Here is a 19,050-nt window from a genome sequence, read left to right on the forward strand (position 1 = left end):
CCAGAAGCCGAAGATCCACCGGGACGGCACGGCAGCAGCCGCCCGGCAGCCGAACACCGGCCAGGACGGCACGGCGCGCGGAACGGCAGCCGCCCACGGCCCGGAGACCGACCGGGACGGCACGGCAGTCGCCCAGAAGCCGAAGATCCACCGGGACGGCACGGCAGCAGCCGCCCGGCAGCCGAACACCGGCCAGGACGGCACGGCGCGCGGAACGGCAGCCGCCCAGGACCCGGGCAACGACCGAAGCGGTGCGGCCGGCCACGAGGGCCCGCCCGGTCAGGAGGGCGCAGCCGACCTTCCCGACCAGCAGGGCGCAGCCCACCGGCCCGACCGTCGGCGAGATGCCGCGGCCGTCGCCGCCGAGGCGCCTTCCGCCCGGCCTCCCTTCCTGTCCGTCACGATCCGTACCGCGCGCGACGCCGTCACGGCCACCGCCCTGTATCTGCGCTGGCTCGGCTACCGGGGCGTGCGCAGGGCGGACCAGCGTCCGCCCTCCGGCTTCGGTCTCGCCGCCCGCGGTGTCGTCGCCCAGGTGGACCCGGCGGTGCGCCCGGCGAGCCTGCGGGACGTGGAGTGCCTGTGGCTGACGGCCATGACGGAGTCCGCGGACTGCCTCTACTTCTCCCTCGCCGGGTACGCCGACGACGCCCGGGCGCGCGCCGACGCCCTCGGCGTCCCGCTGTTCGTGCTGGACCTCACCGGCACACCCCGGCCGGTGAACGCCCCGGCCGAGACGCTGGCCGCCGACGGCCTGGGGAAGCGGGCGCCCTGACCCCGCGGCCCCAGCGCACCGCATACTCACCGCATGCGCATCCGACCCGCCACGCCCGCCGAACTCCCGGCCCTCCAGGACGTCGAACGTGCCGCCGGCGCCCCCTTCCGCGACTTCGGCATGCCGGAGATCGCCGACGACGAACCGCCCGCGCTCGACGTGCTGGAACGCTTCCGACGGGCGGGCCGCTGCTGGGTCGCGGTGGACGAGGGGGACCTGCCGGCGGCCTATCTCTGCGCCGAACCCGTGGACGGTGCCGTGCACATCGAGCAGGTCTCGGTCCACCCGCGCGCCGCACGCCGGGGCGTGGGCCGCGCCCTCCTGGCCCACGCCGCCGGCCGCGCCCGCGAGGAGGGCCTGACGGCCCTGACGCTGACCACCTTCACGGACGTCCCGTGGAACGCCCCCTACTACACCCGCCTCGGCTTCCGTCCCCTCCCCGAGGCGGACCTGACGCCCGGCCTCCGCGCGATCCGCGCGACGGAGGCGGCGCACGGCCTGGACCGGTGGCCGCGGGTGTGCATGCGAAAGGCGCTGTGACCGGCGCGGTCGCGCCGCTCAGCCGTCCGCGAACCTCTCCCGCAGCTCCACCTTGCGCACCTTCCCCGACACCGTCATCGGGAAGGAGTCGAGGATCCGCACCCCGCTCGGGACCTTGTAGTGCGCCAACTGCCCCTCGCAGAAGGCCCGTACCTCCTCCAGCGTCGGCGGGTCGGCCGGGTCGCGGGCGATGACGCAGGCCAGGACCTCCTCGCCGTAGCGCTCGTGCGGGACGCCGACGACCTGGACGTCCTGGATCTTGGGATGGCCGTAGAGGAACTCCTCGATCTCGCGGGGGTAGATGTTCTCCCCGCCCCGGATGATCATGTCCTTGATGCGGCCGACGATCTCGACGTAGCCGTCCTCGCGCATCACGGCGAGGTCGCCCGTGTGCATCCAGCGGCCGGCGTCGACGGACTCGGCGGTCTTCTCCGGCTCGTTCCAGTAGCCGAGCATCACGCTGTAGCCGCGGGTGCACAACTCCCCCGCCGTGCCGCGCGGTCGGGTGACTCCCGTCGCCGGGTCGACGATTTTGACCTCGATGTGCGGCAGGACCCGGCCGACCGTGCCGGTGCGGTGCTCCAGGTCGTCGTCCCTGCGGGTCTGCAGCGACACCGGGGACGTCTCGGTCATGCCGTAGCAGATGGAGACCTCCGCCATGTGCATCTCGGCGACCACCCGCTTCATCACCTCCACCGGGCAGGGCGAGCCCGCCATGATGCCGGTGCGCAGGGAGGAGAGGTCGTAGGAGGCGAACTCGGGGAGGTTCAACTCCGCGATGAACATCGTCGGGACGCCGTAGAGCGAGGTGCAGCGCTCCTGCTGGACGGCGTCCAGGGTCGCCTTCGGGTCGAAGGACGGGGCGGGGATGACCATGCAGGCGCCGTGCGAGGTGGCGGCCAGATTCCCCATGACCATGCCGAAGCAGTGGTAGAAGGGGACCGGGATGCAGATTCTGTCCTGCTCGGTGTAGGCGATCGACTCACCCACGAAATAGCCGTTGTTGAGGATGTTGTGGTGGGAGAGGGTCGCGCCCTTGGGGAAGCCGGTCGTGCCCGACGTGTACTGGATGTTGATCGGGTCGTCGCAGGAGAGTTCGTCGTACGTCGCGTAGGGGGTCGCCCGGCCGAGCAGCGCCTCCCAGCCCGGGTCGCCGAAGTAGACCACCTCCCGCAACTCCGGGACGCCGCCGCGCACTTGCTCGACCATCGCCCGGTAGTCGCTCGTCTTGTGGCCGAGGGAGGCGAACAGCAGGGACACGCCCGCCTGCTTCAGGACGTACTCCACCTCGTGGGTGCGGTACGCCGGGTTGATGTTCACCATGATCGCGCCGATGCGGGCGGTGGCGTACTGGACGAGCACCCACTCGGGGCAGTTGACGGCCCAGATGCCCACCCGGTCCCCCTTGGCGACACCGGAGGCGTGCAGGGCGGAGGCGAGTTCGTCGACCGCCGCGCCGAACTCGGCGTAGGTCCAGCGCCGTCCGGACGCTACGTCGACCAGGGCCTCGCGGTCCGGCCAGGTGGCCACCGCCCGGTCCAGACTGGCCCCGATGGTGTCGCCGAGCAGCGCCGTCCGGCCGGTGCCGTGGCTGTAGGAGTTCACCGGAAGTCCTCCTCGCGGTACTCGGCGTCCGACCCGGCCGCCGTGGCCTCACGCAGCTCGATCCGGCGGATCTTGCCGGAGACGGTCTTGGGCAGGTCACCGAACTCCAGGCGGCGGATGCGCTTGTAGGGGGCCAGGGCCTCGCGGGAGTGCTCGAACAGGACCTTGGCGGTGCCGGGGCCGGGCTCCCAGCCCGCGGCCAGCACGACGTACGCCTTGGGGACGGCGAGCCGGAGTTCGTCCGGGGCGGGCACGACCGCCGCCTCGGCGACCGCCTCGTGCTCCAGCAGCGCGCTCTCCAGCTCGAACGGGCTGATCTTGTAGTCGGAGGCCTTGAAGACGTCGTCACTGCGCCCGATATAGGTCAGATATCCCTCTCCATCCCTAGAGGCGACGTCGCCCGTGCGGTAGTAGCCGCCGGCCATCGCCTCCGCCGTGCGGTCCGCGTCGCCGTGGTAGCCGGCCATCAGGCCGACGGGGCGGTCCGACAGGTCGAGCGCGATCTCGCCCTCCGTGGCGCCCGGTGCGCCGGAGACGGGGTCGAGGAGTGCGACGCGGTAGCCGGGACTCGGCCGGCCCATCGAGCCGGTCTTGAGCGGCTGGCCGGGGCTGTTGGCGACCTGGACGGCCGTCTCGGTCTGGCCGAAGCCGTCCCGGATGGTGAGGTGCCAGGCGCGGCGGACCTGCTCGATGACCTCCGGGTTGAGCGGCTCGCCGGCCGCGACGACCTCGCGGGGCGGGGTGCGCAGCTGGGTCAGGTCGGCCTGGATGAGCATGCGCCACACGGTCGGCGGGGCGCAGAAGGTGGTGACGCCCGCCCGGTCCATCTCCGTCATGAGACGAGCGGCGTCGAAACGCGTGTAGTTGTGCAGGAAGACCGTAGCCTCGGCGTTCCACGGGGCGAAGAGATTGGACCAGGCGTGCTTGGCCCAGCCGGGTGAGGAGATGTTCAGGTGCACGTCGCCGGGTTTCAGGCCGATCCAGTACATGGTCGACAGATGGCCGATCGGGTACGACGTGTGGGTGTGCTCGACGAGCTTGGGCCGGGCGGTGGTGCCCGAGGTGAAGTAGAGCATCAGCGGGTCGTCGGCCCGGGTCGGGCTGTCGGGGGTGAAGTCGGCGCAGGCCTCGTAGGCGTCGTCCAGCGGCAGCCAGCCGTCCGGCACCGCGCCGGCGGCGCCCGCGGCGATGCGCGTGTAGTCGCCGGGGACCTCGGCGAACTTGCCGGTGTCCTCGGGGCGCGCGATGACGTGCCGGACCCGGCCGCGCTCGACGCGGTCGCGCAGGTCGGCCGGGCCGAGCAGCGGGGTGGCCGGGATGACCACCGCGCGCAGTTTCATCGCGGCGAGTGCGGTGATCCACAGTTCGGCCTGGTTGCCGAGCATGACGAGGATCCGGTCCTCGGCGCGCACGCCCCTCTCGCGCAGCCAGCCGGCGAACTGCGCCGACCGTACCGACATCTCCCCGAAGGACAGCCGGGTCTCGCGGCCGTCCTCCTCGACCAGGTGCAGGGCGGTGCGGGCGTTGCCGTCGGCGATCACGTCGAACCAGTCGAGCGCCCAGTTGAAGTACTCGGGGCGGGGCCAGCAAAAGCCCGCGTAGGCAGTGGGGTAGTCGTCGCGGTGTTCCAGCAGGAAATCCCGCGCCTTGCGGAACAGTTCCGTCGCCGATGTCATCTGTCCTCCTGGGTACCGGACCATTGCCGGGCGGCTCTGAGCCATCGTGTAATCCGTGATGCAGGTCTCACTACCCCCGAACGGGGGGTGCGCCCGCACAGGAGCCGTAGTGAAGGGGCGATCAGGTGACGACGGACGCGTCCGACGCGGTCGAGATTCGGAACGCGCTGCTGCGTCTGCGGCGGGGCACCGGCCTTCCGGTCGCGTTCGGCGGCCTGATGGAGGCCGGGCAGCGGATGCGCATCAGCGAACTGAGCGGCACGGCGACGCACGCCCTGCGTTCGCTGGCGGTGACGTCCGGCACCGGCCTCGGCGGCAAGACGGTGGCGCTGTCCCGGCCGTGCGTGGTGACGGACTACTCGGCGTCGCGGCAGATCAGCCACGAGTACGACGCCCCGGTGGCCGCGGAGGGGCTGCGTTCGGTGCTGGCCGTGCCGGTGGTGGTGCGCCACCGGGTGCGCGGGGTGCTGTACGGGGCGCTGCGCACGGCCCTGCCGCTGGGCGCGCGGATGCTGGACGTGGCCGTGGAGGCGGCGCGGGACCTGGAGCGGGCGCTGGTGGTCCGGGACGAGGCCCGTACGCTCGCCGCCGAGGCCGCGGGCGGTGACGGGACGGGCCCGGGGTGGGAACAGGTGCGGGAGGCGCACACGGCCCTTCGGGCACTGGCGCCGCGGATCGCGGACCCGGAGCTGCGCGCTGAGCTGCTCGGCGCGTGTGCGCTGCTGACGGCCGAGTCCGCCGGATCGCCCCGGGTCCGGCTCGCGCCGCGCGAGGTGGACGTGCTGGCGTGTGTGGCGGCAGGGGCGACGAACGCGGTCGCCGCGGAGCGCCTGGGTGTGACGCCGGAGACCGTCAAGGGGTACCTGCGGTCGGCCATGCGGAAGCTGCGGGCCGGCACCCGCGGCGAGGCCGTGGTCGCCGCGCGCCGGGCGGGGTGGTTGCCGTAGTTTTGTGATGTTTTCCGCCCTGCCCGCTCGTTCGATCCGCCGAGGTTCCCGACGGGGTGCCGGCCTGGTGTTCCGCCGCATTCGGGAGTCCGATGAATTCGTCCGCCGGTACGCGTTGTTGTTTCCCTCACGACCCCGTCCCTCCGAAATTCAAAGAACTGTTGCCTAATATTGGCCAGGACACGACACAGGGAGGGGAGCGGTGACCGTACGACGGGACTTCCAGGAGCCCCCCAGGAGCCGCCCCGACCTGGTCATCGGCCGGGAGGACCTGTTCACGTCGGCACGTGAGCAGCTCGGCCGAGGGGGCAGTGTGCTGCTCCACGGCCCCGCCGGAATTGGAAAGTCGACGGTGCTGCGGGCGCTGGCCGCGGATTACGGGGGCGCGGACCGGACGGTGTTGCGCTGCTCGGCGACCGAGTCCGAATCGCACCTGCCCTTCCTGGCGCTGGCCGACCTGTTCGGTCTGGTCCTGGACGACGTGTCCGGTGCGCTGCCCGGCGCCCAGCGCACCGCCCTGGAGTCGGCGCTCACCGGCCGCGGCGAGTCCACGCTCCAGCGGGACGGGCTCGCGCTGCGCCTGGCGGTGCTCTCGGCGCTGCGCGTCCTCGCCGCGAAGGGGCCGGTGCTGGTGGTCGCCGACGACCTCCAGTGGCTGGACGCCGCCAGTGCGGAACTGCTCGGCTTCGCGGCCCGCCGGCTGGGCGACACGCCCGTGCAGATGCTGTGCGCGGTGCGGACCGAGGGCCAGGAGTACGACCGCCACCTGCCGGCGTCCCCGCCCGACACGCTCGCCGTCCGGCTGGGCCCGCTGACCCGTACGCAGGTCTCGGCGCTGCTCGACCACCGCGGCTACACGCCCCTGTCCCGCTCCACGGTCCGCGACATCCACCGCACCAGCGGCGGCAACCCGCTCTTCGCGCTGGAGCTGGGCCGGGCCCTGGCCGAGAGCCCGGCCCGGCCCCGGCCGGGCGAGCCGCTGCCCGTGCCCACCTCGCTGCGGGCCCTGGTGCTGAGCCGGCTGGAGATGCTGTCCGACGAGGCGCGCCGCACCCTTCTCGTCGCCAGTGCCGGTGCCCGCCCCACGCTGGCCCTGCTGCACGCGGCCGGGCGCGAGCACGCCGAGGCCGAGACGGCCCAGGCGGCGGCGCTCGGCCTGCTGGCCACGGACCCCGAGGCGCCGGCCCTGCGGTTCGCGCATCCGCTGATCTCGGCGGCCCTGTACGCGGAGGCCCCGGCACAGGAGCGGCGGGCCGTGCACGCCGCGCTGTCCACGGCGGCCTCCGACCCGATCGAGCGGGCCCGGCACCTGGCCCTGGCGACCACCGGCACCGACCCGGACGTGGCGGCCCGGCTCGCCGAGGCCGGTGCGCTGGCCCGGGACCGCGGCGCACCCTCCGTGGCCGCCTCGCTCGGGCTGCTCGCCGCCCGGCACACCCCGGCGGACAGCGCCCCGAGCCCTGACGAGCGCCGTCTGCACGCCGCAGAGGACGCGATCACCGCCGGCGAGGCCGATCTCGCCCGGGACATCGCACGTGACGTCCTGACGCGTGCCACCGTGCCCACCGAGCGGGTCCGGGCCTGGATGGTGGTCATCGAGGCGGCCGGCCAGGCCCTCGGCGACGTCGACGCCGTCTTCCCGCAGGTCCTGGCCGACGCGGGCGACGACCCGCGCCTGCTCGCCCAGGTCCACTACCAGCTGGCCTGGCGCGGCCTGGTCGTCGAGGGCGACTTCGCCGAGGCCCGCCAGGAGGCCGCGCACGCGGCGGAGCTGGCCGCCCGCGGCGGGGACCGGCGCACCGAGCTGATGGCGCTGTCCTTCCAGGCCTCCACCGAGACCCTGATGGGGCACCCGGACGCCCCCGTGACCGTCAAACGGGCGCTGAGGGAACCCCAGGACCCCTATGTGGCCTGCCACCACAACGGCGCCGGATCGGCCCGGTTCCGCTGGCTGATCATGAGCGACCAGCTGCCCGAGGCGCGGGCGACGATCACCGCGCTGCTGCGCGAGGTGCGCCGGCGCGGCATGGTCGAGAGCGAGGTGCACTTCCTGCGCTTCCTCGCCGACACGGAACTGCGCTCCGGGCACTGCGGCCGGGCCCTGGACCTGGCCCGCGAGAGCCTGCGGCTCGCCCGGGACTCCGGGATCGGCGAGGGCGCCTCGGCCATGCTCGCCTCCCTCGCGGAGGCCTCAGCCGGCGACGTCGACCGGGCCCTGGCCCTGGCCCGGGAAGCGGCCGACCACGCCGAGGTCGACGGCGACCAGATGTACCTCTCCCGGGCCCTCGCGGCGCTGGGCTACGCCCAGTTGGTGGCCGGCGACCCGGCCGCCACCGTCCGTTCGCTGCGCCGGGTGCGGGAGCTGGAGCAGGGCCTCGGCATCAACGACCCCGGGCGCGGCCGTTGGCACGGCGACCTCGCCGAGGCCCTGGTCCGCATCGGCGAACCGGGCGAGGCGCAGGACGTCATCGACACGACCCGGGCGCACGCGCTGCGGCTGGGCCGGCAGAGCGTGCTGGCCGTCCTCGACCGGGCCGAGGCGCTGGTGCGGGCGGCACGCGGCGAACACGAGGCCGCCGTCGTCCGGTTGACGTCCGTGCAGGACCGGCTCGGCCGCCTCGGGTACGGCCTGGAGGAGGCCCGGGCCGCCTACGCGCTGGCCCGGCTGCGCGCCCAGGCCGCCGCCCCGCGTGCCGGGGCCAGGCCCCTGCCGGGACCGGTGTCGTACGACGAGGCCGCCCGGCTCTTCCGGCGCTGCCGCGCGCTGCCCTGGCTGCGGCAGGTCGACGCGGCCGCCACAGCGGGTCCCGCGGCGGTGGAACCGGCCGCCGCCACGCCGGCCGTCGCCCTCGACGCGCTGGAGGGCCTCGCCACGATGGAGCGTCAGGTCGCCTCGCTGGTGATGGAGGGCGCGACCAACCGGGAGATCGCGGCGCGCCTGTTCATCAGCGTCAAGACCGTCGAGGCGACCCTCACCCGGGTCTACCGCAAGCTCGGCATCCGCTCCCGGGTGGACATCGTCCGGCTGGCGGCGGGCCGCCGAACGACCTGACCCCACCTGGGTTTATTCGACCGGACCGAGGGTTATCCCTGCCCAACTCCCTTAGGGGGTTCCCTCATTGGGCGTCCCCTCGTCCGGGCTCTAGCTTTGGGGCGTGCCGCTCGCCGGGGCACACGGAGATCCGAACAACGGCGTCAGGGTCCCCGTGCACCACCACCCGCGCGACCCCCCACCGGCAACTCCCCAAGGAGACCCATGTTCGGGCTCAGCATTGCCAAGAAGGCCGCCGCCGTCGCCGCGGCGACCGCCGCAGCCGCCACGACCGCGCTGCTCGCCGCCCCCACGGCCGTCGCCGCGCCCCAGCCGATCGTCGGCGGCACCACGACCACGACGTCCGCGTACCCGTTCGTCATGCAGATCACGGACGCCTCGCAGAACCAGTTCTGCGGCGGCACCCTGGTCTCGCCCACGAAGGTCGTCACCGCCGCGCACTGCATGGTCGGCGAGACCACCAGCAGTGTGCGCGTCGTCGGTGGCCGCACCTACCTCAACGGCACCAACGGCACGGTCGCCAGAGTCAGCAAGATATGGATCCACCCGAGCTACACCGACGCCACCAACGGCGACGACGTGGCCGTGCTGACGCTGTCGACGTCGATGCCGTACACCCCGGCGAAGTACGTCTCCTCCTCCCAGACCTCGGTGTACGCGGCCGGCACCACGGCCCGCATCCTCGGCTGGGGCACCACCTCCTCGGGCGGCAGCAGCTCCAACCAGCTGCGCACCGCGACCGTACCCACCGTGTCCGACTCCAGCTGTGCGAGCTCCTACGGCTCCGACTTCGTGCAGAGCGACATGGTGTGCGCCGGGAAGGCCTCCGGCGGCGTGGACACCTGCCAGGGCGACAGCGGCGGCCCCCTGCTCATCGGGGGCGTCCTGGCAGGCATCACTTCCTGGGGCGAAGGCTGCGCCCAGGCCGGATACCCGGGTGTCTACACCCGGCTGACCACCTTCTCCAGCCTGGTCACGACGCAGGTCAACTCGTGATCGCGTACTAGCTCCTGAGTAACCCTCAGGTGAAAGACCAGGGGGCGTTGCGGGCCTCCACGAGCGGCCCGCAACGCCCCCTCTCCAGGTCGTGGAGCGGCCTTCAGGTCCGTACGGCACCGAACCGGATGTCGTACGACGACCCCGGGTGCATGACGCGCAGCATCCTCTCCCCCTCGGCGGTGACGTCGTCCCGCCGGCTCCGGGTGAGGCGGCCGAAGGGTTCGATCACGAGCGCGTCCCCCTCCAGTCGCCACAGCCCGGCGAGGAAGCCGTCGACGAGGAGCGTGCAGTAGGCCATGTTCCCCTTCCAGGAGCGGCCGCGGTGCTCGGGCGGGACGACGCGGGTGCGGTCGGCGTGCGAGAGCAGCAGGTTGTCGAACTCGGGGAGGAAGCGCGGCGGTGCCGGGGTCTCCGGGTCGGGGCGGGGGGCGTCGGGGAGGTCGAAGAGTTCGACGCCGGCTTCGTCCCGGAAGGTCAGGAGCTGCGGCCTGAGGCGCTCGAAGGCGTCGCGCAGGCGGGTCATGCCGGCCCAGGCCTGCATGTCCTTCACGCCGGCCGGGCCGAAGGCGGCGAGGTAGCGCAGGACGACGGAGTCGGGGGTGGGGGCCGGTTCCGAGGGACGGCCGAGCCAGTGCTCGGCGGTGGTGAGACTGACCTGTCCGCTCCGCCCCCACAGGCCGCGCGGCGTCACCTGCACGAGCGGGAGACGGCAGCGGGCCGCGACGGCCAGGGCCTGCGGATCGGCGTCGGGCCACTCCTGGAGCAGGGCCTCGCGCAGGTGCTTCATGGTGCGGGGCTCGGTCTCCACGAGATCGCGGGCGAGCACGGCGAGACGGTCCAGGTCGACACCGGCGAGTCCGGCGCGGAAGGTGACCAGCTCCCGGTCCCGGGCGGGCTGCACCAGCGGCCGCAGGGTGAGGCAGTCGTCCGCGGTGTGGGTGTGGATGGTGGAGCGCATCGTGACGATCCGAACGGCCTCGCGGTCCGCCATCGGTTGCGACAGCGCCTCGGGGGTGAACCCGTCGAGCCGGGCCGCGAGCGCGTAGTACGGAGGCTTGACGTTCTGCGCCTGCAGCCCGAGCAGGTGCTCGACGGCCGCCGCGACGGAGAGCCGGGCGCGGCGCAGGAGCAGCTGCCGGTCGAGGGTCGCGCGGTTGAGGGCACGCGTGCCGAGCAGGGGTGCCGTGCCGGTGACGCTCCGCTTGGTGTTCGTCATGCGATGCACGGTAGCGGGGCTTGCGGACAGGTTCTGGCCGCGACTTCGGGTGGTGGCTTGCGGACAGGTCTGGCCGCGACGCCGGGCGGGGGCTTGCGGACAGGTCTGGCCGCGACTTCGGGTGGTGGCTTGCGGACAGGTCTGGCCGCGACGCCGGGCGGGGCGTCGGGGGCTGCTCCGGGTACGCCCGGCCGCGCGGACCCTCGGATGGCGCAAGGGCAACCCGACGATCAGCCGCGCGGACGTCACCGACTTCCTGTTCGAGGCGGCCCACGCCCCCGAGTGGTCCACCGCGACGCCGTCCTCACCGACTGACGACATCCGCGCAGGTTGTTAGGCCCGCCGCGTCACCGGGTACTCAGCTGTGCGTTCCCGGAACCCGCACCACACGCACCACACGGGAGATCCGATGCTCCGACTTCCTCCGCGACCAGAACGCCCCCGCACGCGCTGAACGGCAGCATCGGACGGAAGGGCGGAGGGCATGGAACGAGGTACAGACCCGAGGCGGTCGGCTCTGATCGTGATCGACATGATCAACACGTACGAGCACGAGGACGCCGAGCTCCTCGTGCCGTCCGTGGAGCAGGTCGTGCCGGTCCTGACCGAGCTGCTCGGCCGGGCCCGGGAGGCGGACGTCCCCGTGATCTACGTGAACGACAACTTCGGGGCGTGGCGCTCGCACCACGGAGAGCTGCTGGACGCGGCTCTGTCCCAGCGGCACGCCCACCTCATCGAGCCGATCCGGCCCGACGACCGGTCGCTCTTCGTCGTGAAGGCCCGCCACTCGGTGTTCTTCGAGACGCCCCTGTCCTACCTGCTGTGGAGCCTGGGCGTCGGGCACGTGGTGATGACCGGCCAGGTCACCGAGCAGTGCGTCCTCTACTCCGCCCTGGACGCGCACATCCGCCACCTGGAGGTGACGGTGCCGAGGGACGCGGTCGCCTCCATCCATCCGCACCTGGCGTCCGCGGCCCTGGAGATGATGGAGCGCAACATGGGCGCCCGGATCATCACGGCGAAGGAGACCGAGTTCGCACCGCCCGATGCCTGAGGCCTGCCTCGCCCCTGCGCCCTTGCCTGACGGCTGCTCCGGCGGGCTGCACGGCGAGCCGGTGGGCTGCGCCCGCCTCACACTCAGCGACGAGCCGTACGCCCACCGCTGGGTCGAGAAGCGGCTGTGGACAGCAGGTGCTCGTGGGGTCAGCCGCAGCGGCGGCCGGAGTTGATGCAGGTGACCGCCTTCTTCATCAGTCGCTCGGGCATCGCTTCCCCGAGTCGCTGCACAAGCCCGTCACCGACCACGGCGAAACCGGACTGGCCGCGCGTGGCGGCCAGCCGGTCGCCCGCCTCGGTGATCTGGGACTGCAGCCAGTCGCAGATTGCGGTCGACCTCCGCACGCGCCCGCCGGGGCACGTCCGGCAGGCGGTCCGCCACCGAGGGGCAGGACAGGGGTGAGGCCGCGCGGGTGGTGGCGCGGGGGGGGCCTCGGTCGCGTTGGCCTGCATGGTGACCAGCGCGAGTCCGACCCCGCCCGCGGCCGGCCCGGCGTCCAGGACGATCGCGTTGCGCCGCTTCCGGTTGCGCCTGTGTCCCTGGTCCATGGTGATCCTTCCGTTCCTGTGTCAGGTGGGAACACCGTGGCCGCTGGGACGGAGGGCGACCACTGGATCCGGCCTCGCGTCACCATCGCGTAAGAACTGGCACCCCCGCGCCGCCCCGCGGGTCAGCGGTGCTCGGGGTTGTCCGCACCGGGGCGACAGCCGGCGTCCCACTGCGAGCGCTGGTTGCCGTGGGCAGGGACCCCTCCGGCGCGCTTCAGCAGGGCCGCGATGTGCATGAGATTCCAGGTCATGAAGCTGGTGTTGCGGTTGGTGAAGTCGTTCTCCGGGCCGCCGGAGTCGGGGTCCAGGTACGACGGCCCGGGGCCGGCCGCGCCGATCCAGCCGGCGTCCGCCTGCGGCGGGATCGTGTAGCCGAGGTGCTGGAGGCTGTAGAGGACGTTCATCGCGCAGTGCTTGATGCCGTCCTCGTTGCCGGTGATGAGGCAGCCGCCGACGCGGCCGTAGTAGGCGTACTGGCCCTGGGAGTTGAGCAGCGAGGAGCAGGCGTAGAGGCGCTCGATGACCTGCTTGGTGACGGAGCTGTTGTCGCCCAACCAGATGGGTCCGGCCAGGACCAGGATGTCCGCCGCCATGACCTTCTCGTACAGCGCCGGCCAGGCGTCCGTGGCGAAGCCGTGCTCCGTCATGTCCGGGTAGACGCCGGTTGCGATGTCGTGGTCGACGGCGCGGATCAGGTCCGTGGTCACTCCGGCGTTCTCCATGACCGACCGGCTCTTGTCGATCAGGCCCTGGGTGTGGCTGCGCTGCGGGGACGGTTTGAGGGTGCAGTTGATGTAGAGGGCGGTCAGGTCGTCGAAGCGGGGGGCCGCATCGGGTGCGGAGGGAGCTGTCATGGGGGCAGGGTCTCGCGGCGGGCCCGGTTTGTCGCGGTTCGGCGCACCTACGCCCGTCTTACGGAGTCATGACGTACGGCCGCGTTCGCGTGAGGCGGCGGCCGTGGGCGCCTAGCGTGCCCGTATGCGCGTACTGGTCACCGGCGGTGCCGGGTTCATCGGGTCCCATGTGGTCACCGCCCTGCGGGAGCGGGGGCACGAGGCGGTCGTGTTCGACGTGCGGGAGGATTCCGCGTCCGACGTGCGGGACGCCGTGGCGGTGCGCCGTGCCCTGGCCGGTGTGGACGCCGTGTGCCACCAGGCCGCGAAGGTCGGGCTCGGCGACGGGGTCGCCGACGCGGCGGACTACGTCTCGCACAACGACCTGGGGACGGCCGTGCTGCTCGCGGCCATGGCGGAGGCGGGTGTGGGGACCCTCGTGCTCGCCGGGTCGATGGTCGTCTACGGCGAGGGGCGGTACGTGTGTGCGCGGCACGGGGTGGTGAGGCCCGGGCCGCGGGCGGTGGCCGATCTCGACGCGGGCCGGTTCGAGCCCGCGTGCCCGGTGTGCGGGGAGGACCTCGCCCCCGGGCTGGTCCGTGAGGACGCCCCGGCCGATCCGCGGAACGTGTACGCGACGACCAAGCTCGCGCAGGAGCATCTGGCCGCCTCCTGGGCCCGATGTACCGGCGGGTCTGCGGTGTCGCTGCGCTACCACAACGTGTACGGGCCCGGCATGCCCCGGGACACGCCCTACGCCGGAGTCGCCTCCTTCTTCCGCTCGGCGCTCGCCCGGGGCGAGGCTCCGCGGGTGTTCGAGGACGGGCGGCAGCGCAGGGACTTCGTGCACGTCCGGGACGTGGCGGCGGCGAACGCCGTGGCGCTGGAGGCTCAGTGCGCACCGGGTGCGCTCACCGCGTACAACACCGGCAGCGGCGACCCTCACACCGTCGGCGAGATGGCGCGGGCACTGGCCGCCGCGTACGGCGGGCCCGAGCCGGTCGTCACGGGTGAGTACCGACTCGGGGACGTCCGGCACATCACCGCGGACTCGTCACGGCTGCGGGCGGAGCTGGGGTGGAAGCCGGAGTCCGGCTTCGAGGAGGGCATGACGGAGTTCGCACGAGCGGGGATGCGGGGCGCGTAGCCGGTCGGGCCGCGGCGGCCGCCGCGAAGCCTGGGCGCTCGCGTGCGCCGGCACGCGACGGACGTTCCGCCGCGGAGGCCGAAGCACCCGCACGCAGCAGCGGTCGCGCACGGAACCGAAAGGCTCCAGGCGCCCGCGCGTTCCGGCTCGAGGCCGAAGCGCCGGCGCGAGGCCGAAGCGCCGCGGACGTCAGCACGTGGCAGCGGGCCCGCCGCGAAACCGAAGCGCTGGGCTCGCCGGCGCACGCACACCGCAACGGATGAGGCGCGAGCTCAGCTCGTCCTCACGACGCCGCCGGCAGTACCACCTCGAAGCGGCAGCCCCCCGGGATGTTGCGTACGCCCGTCCGGCCCTGGTGGGCCTCCACGATGCCGCGGACGATGGCGAGGCCGAGGCCCGCGCCCGCCGGGGGCGTCCGGGCGTGCGTGCCGCGCCAGCCGGTGTCGAAGACGCGTGGCAGGTCCTCCTCCGGGATGCCACCGCAGCCGTCCGTCACCGACAGCACGACGCCCTCGGCAGAACGCTCGGCGGCGATCGCGACCGTGCCGTCGGCCGGGGTCCGGCGGATCGCGTTGACCAGCAGGTTGCCCAGCACCCGGCTCATCTCCTTGCCGTCCACCTCCACCGGCACCGGCTCGATGCGGCCGCCCACCAGCCGTACCCCGTGCTCGCGGGCGAGCGGGTCGACTCCGGCGAGGGCGTCGCCGACGAGGTCGTACAGGGAGATCCGGGTGGGCGTCAGGGCCAGGGTCCCGGCGTGGATGCGGGAGAGCTCGAAGAGGTCGCCGACCATGCCGTTGAGGCGTTCGACCTCGGTCCGCATCTGCCGGAGATAGCGGTTCGGGTCGGCCGCGACGCCGTCCTCCAGGGCTTCCGACATGGCGCGCAGACCGGCCAGCGGGGTCCGCAGGTCGTGGGAGATCCAGGCGACGAGTTCGCGACGGGAGGTCTCCAGGGCGCGTTCCCGTTCCCGGGACTCGGCGAGCCTGGCGCTGGTGGCGGCCAGCTCGCGGCTCACCGCGGCGAGTTCGGCCGTGGCGGGACCGCCGGGCGCTGCGAAGTTCCCGCCGTCGCCGAAGGAGCGTGCGGCCGCGGCGAGTTCACGGCTGCGGGCCACGACCCAGCGGCCCAGCAGCAGCGCGGTGGCCAGGGAGACGACGGCCGCCATGGCGACGACGGTCGTGACGACCGTCAGGTCGTGCGGTGACAGGAACATCGCCCAGGCGACGATGAGTGTGCCCGCGAGCATCGCGACGACGCCGACCGCCGCCACCACCGCGAGCGAGACGGTCAGCGAGCGGCGGCGGATCAGGCGCAGTGCACCCGCTCCGGCCAGTCCCGTCGCGGCGGCACCGGCGAAGGCGTACAGGGCGATGAGGAGGTTGTCGCGCATGGTCAGTCGCCCCCCTCACAGGGTTCACCGGGATCACCGGGTTCACCGGGTTCACCGGGTTCGAAGCGGTAGCCCACGCCCCAGACGGTCTGGATGAGGCGGGGCCGGGCGGGGTCGTCCTCGACCTTGCCGCGCAGGCGGCGGACGTGGACCGTGACGGTCGACAGGTCGCCGAAGTCCCATCCCCAGACCTCCCGCATCAGGTCCTCGCGCCCGAAGGCCCGCCCCGGGTGCCGCAGGAAGAAGGAGAGCAGGTCGAACTCCCGCAGGGTGAGCGCGAGTTCGGTGCCGTTCTTGGTGGCCCTGCGGGCCGCCGGTTCGATCGTCAGACCGGCCGCTCCCAAGCGGTGCCCCGTGACGGCGGGGCGGCTGCGGCGCAGCACCGACTCCACGCGCAGGACGAGTTCGCGGGGGCTGAAGGGCTTGGTGACGTAGTCGTCGGCGCCGACCTCCAGGCCCAGGATGCGGTCGTCCTCGTCGCCCCGGGCGGTCAGCATGATGACGGGTACGGGCCCTCGGCCGCGGATCCTCCGGCACACCTCCAGACCGTCCATGCCGGGCAGCATCAGATCGAGCACGACCAGGTCCGGCCGGTGCGCGGCGGCGCGGGCGAGGGCGGTCGGGCCGTCGTCGGCGCGGTCCACGGCGTAACCGGCGCGATCCAGATATCCGGCGACGACCTCGGCGACGGTCGGATCGTCGTCGACGACCAGGATCCTGGGGGACCCGTCCGCGGCCCCGGGGAGTTCGTACGGCTGTCGGTGCATGCCTTCAGCCTGGCACCGCGCCGCCACCGGCGGGGGCCCGGGCACCGCTCCGGACTCCGACGTCCGCGTTTCGTAAGGAGCGGCGGTCCGGTTTGCCCGGTTCGCGTTCGTAGGGTGAAACCGTGACGACGACACCCTCTGACGTCGACGTGGTGCTGCCCTGCCTGAACGAGGCCGAGGCCCTTCCCTGGGTGCTCGAACGGATTCCGCCGGGCTGGCGCGCGCTCGTCGTCGACAACGGTTCCACTGATGGGTCGGCCGGGGTAGCCCGCGCGTGGGGCGCGACCGTGGTGCACGAGCCGCGGCGGGGCTTCGGCGCGGCCTGCCATGCCGGGCTGACGGCCGCCACCGCCGAGGTGGTGTGTTTCTGCGACTGCGACGCCTCCCTCGACCCGGGGCTCCTGGTCCCCTTCGTGCGCGAGGTGCGCGAGGGCGCGGCCGACCTGGTGCTCGGGCGGCGGCGTCCGCAGGGGCGGGGCACGTGGCCGCCGCATGCCCGGGCCGGGAATCTCGCGCTCGCGAGGATGCTGCGCCGCCGCACCGGGCTGCGTCTGCACGACCTCGGCCCCCTGCGCGCCGCCCGCCGGGAGCCGCTGCTCGGCCTCGGTCTCAGCGACCGGCGCAGCGGCTATCCGCTCCAGATGGTCGTCCGCGCGGCCGACGCGGGCTGGCGGATCGCCGAGCACGACGTGCCGTATCTGCCGCGCACCGGGGCCTCGAAGGTGACGGGCACGTGGCGCGGTACCTGGCAGGCCGTTCGGGACATGAGCCGTGTGCTGGCCGAAACGCCCGCGCCCGAAGGAGGAACCGTCCGTTGACCACGCTTCTCGTCATCGCCAAGGAGCCGCGGCCGGGCCGGGTGAAGACGCGGCTCACGCCACCCTTCACGCCCGGACAGGCGGCCGAACTGGCGGAAGCGGCCCTCGCGGACACGCTGCACGCCGTGGCCGCCACCCCCGCCACCCGGCGCGTCCTCGTGCTCGACGGCGCCCCCGGCCCCTGGCTGCCGCCCGGCTTCGACGTCGTGGCCCAGTGCGCGGGCGGTCTGGACGAGCGGCTGGCGCAGGCGTTCGCGCGCTGCGCGGGTCCGGCCCTGCTCATCGGCATGGACACCCCGCAGGTGACCCCCGGACTGCTGACCGTCGACTTCGCCGACTGCGACGCCTGGTTCGGCCCGGCGGAGGACGGCGGCTTCTGGGCCCTCGGCCTGGCCTGCCCGGACCCCGCCCTGCTGCGGGGTGTACCCATGTCGACGCCGGTGACGGGCGCCGTGCAGCGGGAGCGGCTGGTCGCCGCGGGGCTGCGCGTGCGCGACCTGCCGACGCTGCGGGACGTCGACACCGCCCCCGACGCCCACGCGGTCGCCGCGCTCGCCCCGCGAGGTCGCTTCGCGGCCCGGCTGGCCCGCTGTTCGCCGGCTGCGGAGCCGGTCGCCGAGCCGGTGTCGCCTCCGGTCGGCCCCCGATGAGCGCCCCGCCCGCCACCGCCCTGGCCTGGGCCGCCGCCGATCCCTACGACGCCGCTCTGCGCGCCGGCCGCGGCCCCCTGTTCCTGCGGCGCACCGACGGCTGGCTGCTGCCGCTGGAAGTGGAACGCTGGTGCGCCCGGGCCGACCCCGTCGACCGGGACGTGCTGGACCGGTGCGAGGGGTCCGTGCTGGACGTGGGGTGCGGGCCCGGCCGGCTCGTGGCGGAACTGGCCGTCCGGCAACGGGCCGCCCTCGGCATCGACGTCAGCGAGGCCGCGGTGGAGCACACCGTCCGGCTCGGGGGCCAGGCGCTGCGGCGGTCGGTGTTCGAGCCACTGCCCGGCGAGGGCCGCTGGGACACCGTTCTGCTCATGGACGGCAACATCGGCATCGGGGGCGACCCGAGCGCCCTGCTGGAGCGGGTCGCCGGGCTCCTGCGCCCCGGCGGTCTGCTGATCTCCGAGACCGCCCCCACGGACGTCGACGAACGGGTGCGCGTCCACATCACCGACGCCCACGCCACCTCGGGCGCCCCTTTCCCCTGGGCCCGGCTCGGCACCCGCGCGCTGCTCCGGTACGCACGGGGCCACTGGGAGCCGGACGGTCAGTGGACGGCCGGCGGACGGCGCTTCGCCGCGCTGCGCAGCCGCAGCGCCAGCAGCAGCGCCGAGCCCGCGAAGAGGACCGCCGTGATCAGCAGCCAGCGCGTGAGGAACACCTCCGGCGGCAGGCCGGTAGCGGACCGGTAGCGCTCCTCCACCATGCCGCTGATCAGCGGGAACCACACGAGGAGCAGCAGCCCGGAGAGGGCAGCCGGTACCCGCACGTACATCGTCCACTCCCGGCGGCGGACCCGGCCGAGTCCCCCTACGACCACCCGGTCCGCCGCCGCGTACAGGGGCAGCAGCACCAGGTCGTGCAGCACCGCGGCGCCCACGACCCACAGCGCCACGCCGAGCCAGTCGCCGGCGAGGAGACGCACCCCCGCGTAGACCACGAGGGCGAACGAGCAGGACAGCAGCAGGAT

17 protein-coding genes are annotated in these 19,050 nt (G+C 73.5%); 10 read left to right on the plus strand and 7 right to left on the minus strand.

Annotation, left to right across the window (positions count from 1 at the left end; translation table 11 throughout):
* The first annotated feature begins 145 nt into the window (after window positions 1-145).
* Together HDC93_RS38330 and HDC93_RS13745 are read left to right on the plus strand one after the other, a co-directional pair.
* Entirely contained in the window at window positions 146-775 is a 630-nt protein-coding gene (locus HDC93_RS38330; RefSeq protein WP_311774550.1) for a hypothetical protein, read from the plus strand.
* Window positions 776-808: 33 nt separating this feature from the next.
* A complete protein-coding gene (locus HDC93_RS13745) occupies window positions 809-1,315 on the plus strand; it encodes a GNAT family N-acetyltransferase (protein WP_185010564.1) in 507 nt (168 codons plus the stop codon).
* Between the two features lie 18 nt (window positions 1,316-1,333).
* Here the strand turns inward: HDC93_RS13745 and HDC93_RS13750 are convergent, their stop codons facing one another.
* Both HDC93_RS13750 and HDC93_RS13755 read right to left on the minus strand, forming a co-directional pair.
* Complete coding sequence (locus tag HDC93_RS13750; RefSeq protein ID WP_185010566.1) at window positions 1,334-2,920, minus strand: AMP-binding protein; 1,587 nt, start codon at window positions 2,918-2,920, stop codon at window positions 1,334-1,336.
* Entirely contained in the window at window positions 2,917-4,596 is a 1,680-nt protein-coding gene (locus HDC93_RS13755; RefSeq protein ID WP_185010568.1) for an AMP-binding protein, read from the minus strand. Before HDC93_RS13755 ends, HDC93_RS13750 begins: the two co-directional genes overlap by 4 nt.
* 125 nt (window positions 4,597-4,721) lie before the next feature.
* Between HDC93_RS13755 and HDC93_RS13760 the strand changes: the two genes are divergently transcribed.
* From HDC93_RS13760 to HDC93_RS13770, 3 genes are all read left to right on the plus strand, one after another.
* Complete coding sequence (locus tag HDC93_RS13760) at window positions 4,722-5,543, plus strand: LuxR C-terminal-related transcriptional regulator (protein WP_185010570.1); 822 nt, start codon at window positions 4,722-4,724, stop codon at window positions 5,541-5,543.
* A 202-nt stretch (window positions 5,544-5,745) separates the two neighbouring features.
* Entirely contained in the window at window positions 5,746-8,595 is a 2,850-nt protein-coding gene (locus tag HDC93_RS13765; protein WP_185010572.1) for a LuxR family transcriptional regulator, read from the plus strand.
* Between the two features lie 204 nt (window positions 8,596-8,799).
* Window positions 8,800-9,591, plus strand: coding sequence for a trypsin-like serine protease (locus HDC93_RS13770; protein ID WP_185010574.1), 792 nt, complete (start codon window positions 8,800-8,802; stop codon window positions 9,589-9,591).
* A 103-nt stretch (window positions 9,592-9,694) separates the two neighbouring features.
* On the opposite strand, the gene HDC93_RS13775 is transcribed toward HDC93_RS13770, so the two are convergent.
* Complete coding sequence (locus tag HDC93_RS13775; protein WP_185010576.1) at window positions 9,695-10,810, minus strand: winged helix DNA-binding domain-containing protein; 1,116 nt, start codon at window positions 10,808-10,810, stop codon at window positions 9,695-9,697.
* A gap of 484 nt (window positions 10,811-11,294) precedes the next feature.
* Here HDC93_RS13775 and HDC93_RS13780 point away from each other — a divergent pair, with 484 nt between their 5' ends.
* A complete protein-coding gene (locus tag HDC93_RS13780; protein WP_185010578.1) occupies window positions 11,295-11,864 on the plus strand; it encodes a cysteine hydrolase family protein in 570 nt (189 codons plus the stop codon).
* A 149-nt stretch (window positions 11,865-12,013) separates the two neighbouring features.
* Here the strand turns inward: HDC93_RS13780 and HDC93_RS13785 are convergent, their stop codons facing one another.
* Window positions 12,014-12,415 (minus strand): hypothetical protein, encoded by a 402-nt coding sequence (locus tag HDC93_RS13785; RefSeq protein WP_185010580.1) that lies wholly within the window; start codon window positions 12,413-12,415, stop codon window positions 12,014-12,016.
* Between the two features lie 122 nt (window positions 12,416-12,537).
* Complete coding sequence (locus HDC93_RS13790; protein WP_185010582.1) at window positions 12,538-13,269, minus strand: flavodoxin family protein; 732 nt, start codon at window positions 13,267-13,269, stop codon at window positions 12,538-12,540.
* 124 nt (window positions 13,270-13,393) lie between these two features.
* Between HDC93_RS13790 and HDC93_RS13795 the strand changes: the two genes are divergently transcribed.
* Window positions 13,394-14,395 (plus strand): NAD(P)-dependent oxidoreductase, encoded by a 1,002-nt coding sequence (locus HDC93_RS13795; protein WP_185010584.1) that lies wholly within the window; start codon window positions 13,394-13,396, stop codon window positions 14,393-14,395.
* A gap of 283 nt (window positions 14,396-14,678) precedes the next feature.
* Here the strand turns inward: HDC93_RS13795 and HDC93_RS13800 are convergent, their stop codons facing one another.
* A complete protein-coding gene (locus HDC93_RS13800) occupies window positions 14,679-15,788 on the minus strand; it encodes a sensor histidine kinase KdpD (protein ID WP_185010586.1) in 1,110 nt (369 codons plus the stop codon).
* Window positions 15,789-15,790: 2 nt separating this feature from the next.
* The gene (locus HDC93_RS13805; protein WP_185010588.1) at window positions 15,791-16,555 is read right to left on the minus strand and encodes a response regulator transcription factor; all 765 of its coding nucleotides are present in this window, start codon (window positions 16,553-16,555) and stop codon (window positions 15,791-15,793) included.
* Window positions 16,556-16,677: 122 nt separating this feature from the next.
* Between HDC93_RS13805 and HDC93_RS13810 the strand changes: the two genes are divergently transcribed.
* The 3 genes from HDC93_RS13810 to HDC93_RS13820 are packed head-to-tail and all read left to right on the plus strand — an operon-like array spanning window position 16,678 to window position 18,772.
* Window positions 16,678-17,373: a glycosyltransferase family 2 protein gene (locus HDC93_RS13810; RefSeq protein WP_185010591.1), complete on the plus strand. Its 696-nt coding sequence runs from the start codon at window positions 16,678-16,680 to the stop codon at window positions 17,371-17,373.
* Complete coding sequence (locus HDC93_RS13815) at window positions 17,370-18,023, plus strand: DUF2064 domain-containing protein (protein WP_185010593.1); 654 nt, start codon at window positions 17,370-17,372, stop codon at window positions 18,021-18,023. Before HDC93_RS13810 ends, HDC93_RS13815 begins: the two co-directional genes overlap by 4 nt.
* Window positions 18,020-18,772, plus strand: coding sequence for a bifunctional 2-polyprenyl-6-hydroxyphenol methylase/3-demethylubiquinol 3-O-methyltransferase UbiG (locus HDC93_RS13820; RefSeq protein ID WP_185010595.1), 753 nt, complete (start codon window positions 18,020-18,022; stop codon window positions 18,770-18,772). The genes HDC93_RS13815 and HDC93_RS13820 overlap by 4 nt, the downstream gene beginning before the upstream one ends.
* Window positions 18,773-19,050: the final 278 nt, after the last annotated feature.

Origin of the sequence: Streptomyces sp. AK010, from assembly GCF_014207295.1 — a bacterium.
In the GTDB taxonomy this organism is placed as follows: domain Bacteria; phylum Actinomycetota; class Actinomycetes; order Streptomycetales; family Streptomycetaceae; genus Streptomyces; species Streptomyces massasporeus.

Excerpts from the sequence above, each read along its gene's own strand:
- HDC93_RS13745 (WP_185010564.1), top strand. The coding sequence starts at position 809 with ATGCGCATCCGACCCGCCACGCCCGCCGAACTCCCGGCCCTCCAGGAC.
- HDC93_RS13755 (WP_185010568.1), bottom strand. The coding sequence starts at position 4,596 with ATGACATCGGCGACGGAACTGTTCCGCAAGGCGCGGGATTTCCTGCTG.
- HDC93_RS13770 (WP_185010574.1), top strand. The coding sequence starts at position 8,800 with ATGTTCGGGCTCAGCATTGCCAAGAAGGCCGCCGCCGTCGCCGCGGCG.
- HDC93_RS13775 (WP_185010576.1), bottom strand. The coding sequence starts at position 10,810 with ATGACGAACACCAAGCGGAGCGTCACCGGCACGGCACCCCTGCTCGGC.
- HDC93_RS13780 (WP_185010578.1), top strand. The coding sequence starts at position 11,295 with ATGGAACGAGGTACAGACCCGAGGCGGTCGGCTCTGATCGTGATCGAC.
- HDC93_RS13785 (WP_185010580.1), bottom strand. The coding sequence starts at position 12,415 with ATGGACCAGGGACACAGGCGCAACCGGAAGCGGCGCAACGCGATCGTC.
- HDC93_RS13790 (WP_185010582.1), bottom strand. The coding sequence starts at position 13,269 with ATGACAGCTCCCTCCGCACCCGATGCGGCCCCCCGCTTCGACGACCTG.
- HDC93_RS13795 (WP_185010584.1), top strand. The coding sequence starts at position 13,394 with ATGCGCGTACTGGTCACCGGCGGTGCCGGGTTCATCGGGTCCCATGTG.
- HDC93_RS13800 (WP_185010586.1), bottom strand. The coding sequence starts at position 15,788 with ATGCGCGACAACCTCCTCATCGCCCTGTACGCCTTCGCCGGTGCCGCC.
- HDC93_RS13805 (WP_185010588.1), bottom strand. The coding sequence starts at position 16,555 with ATGCACCGACAGCCGTACGAACTCCCCGGGGCCGCGGACGGGTCCCCC.
- HDC93_RS13820 (WP_185010595.1), top strand. The coding sequence starts at position 18,020 with ATGAGCGCCCCGCCCGCCACCGCCCTGGCCTGGGCCGCCGCCGATCCC.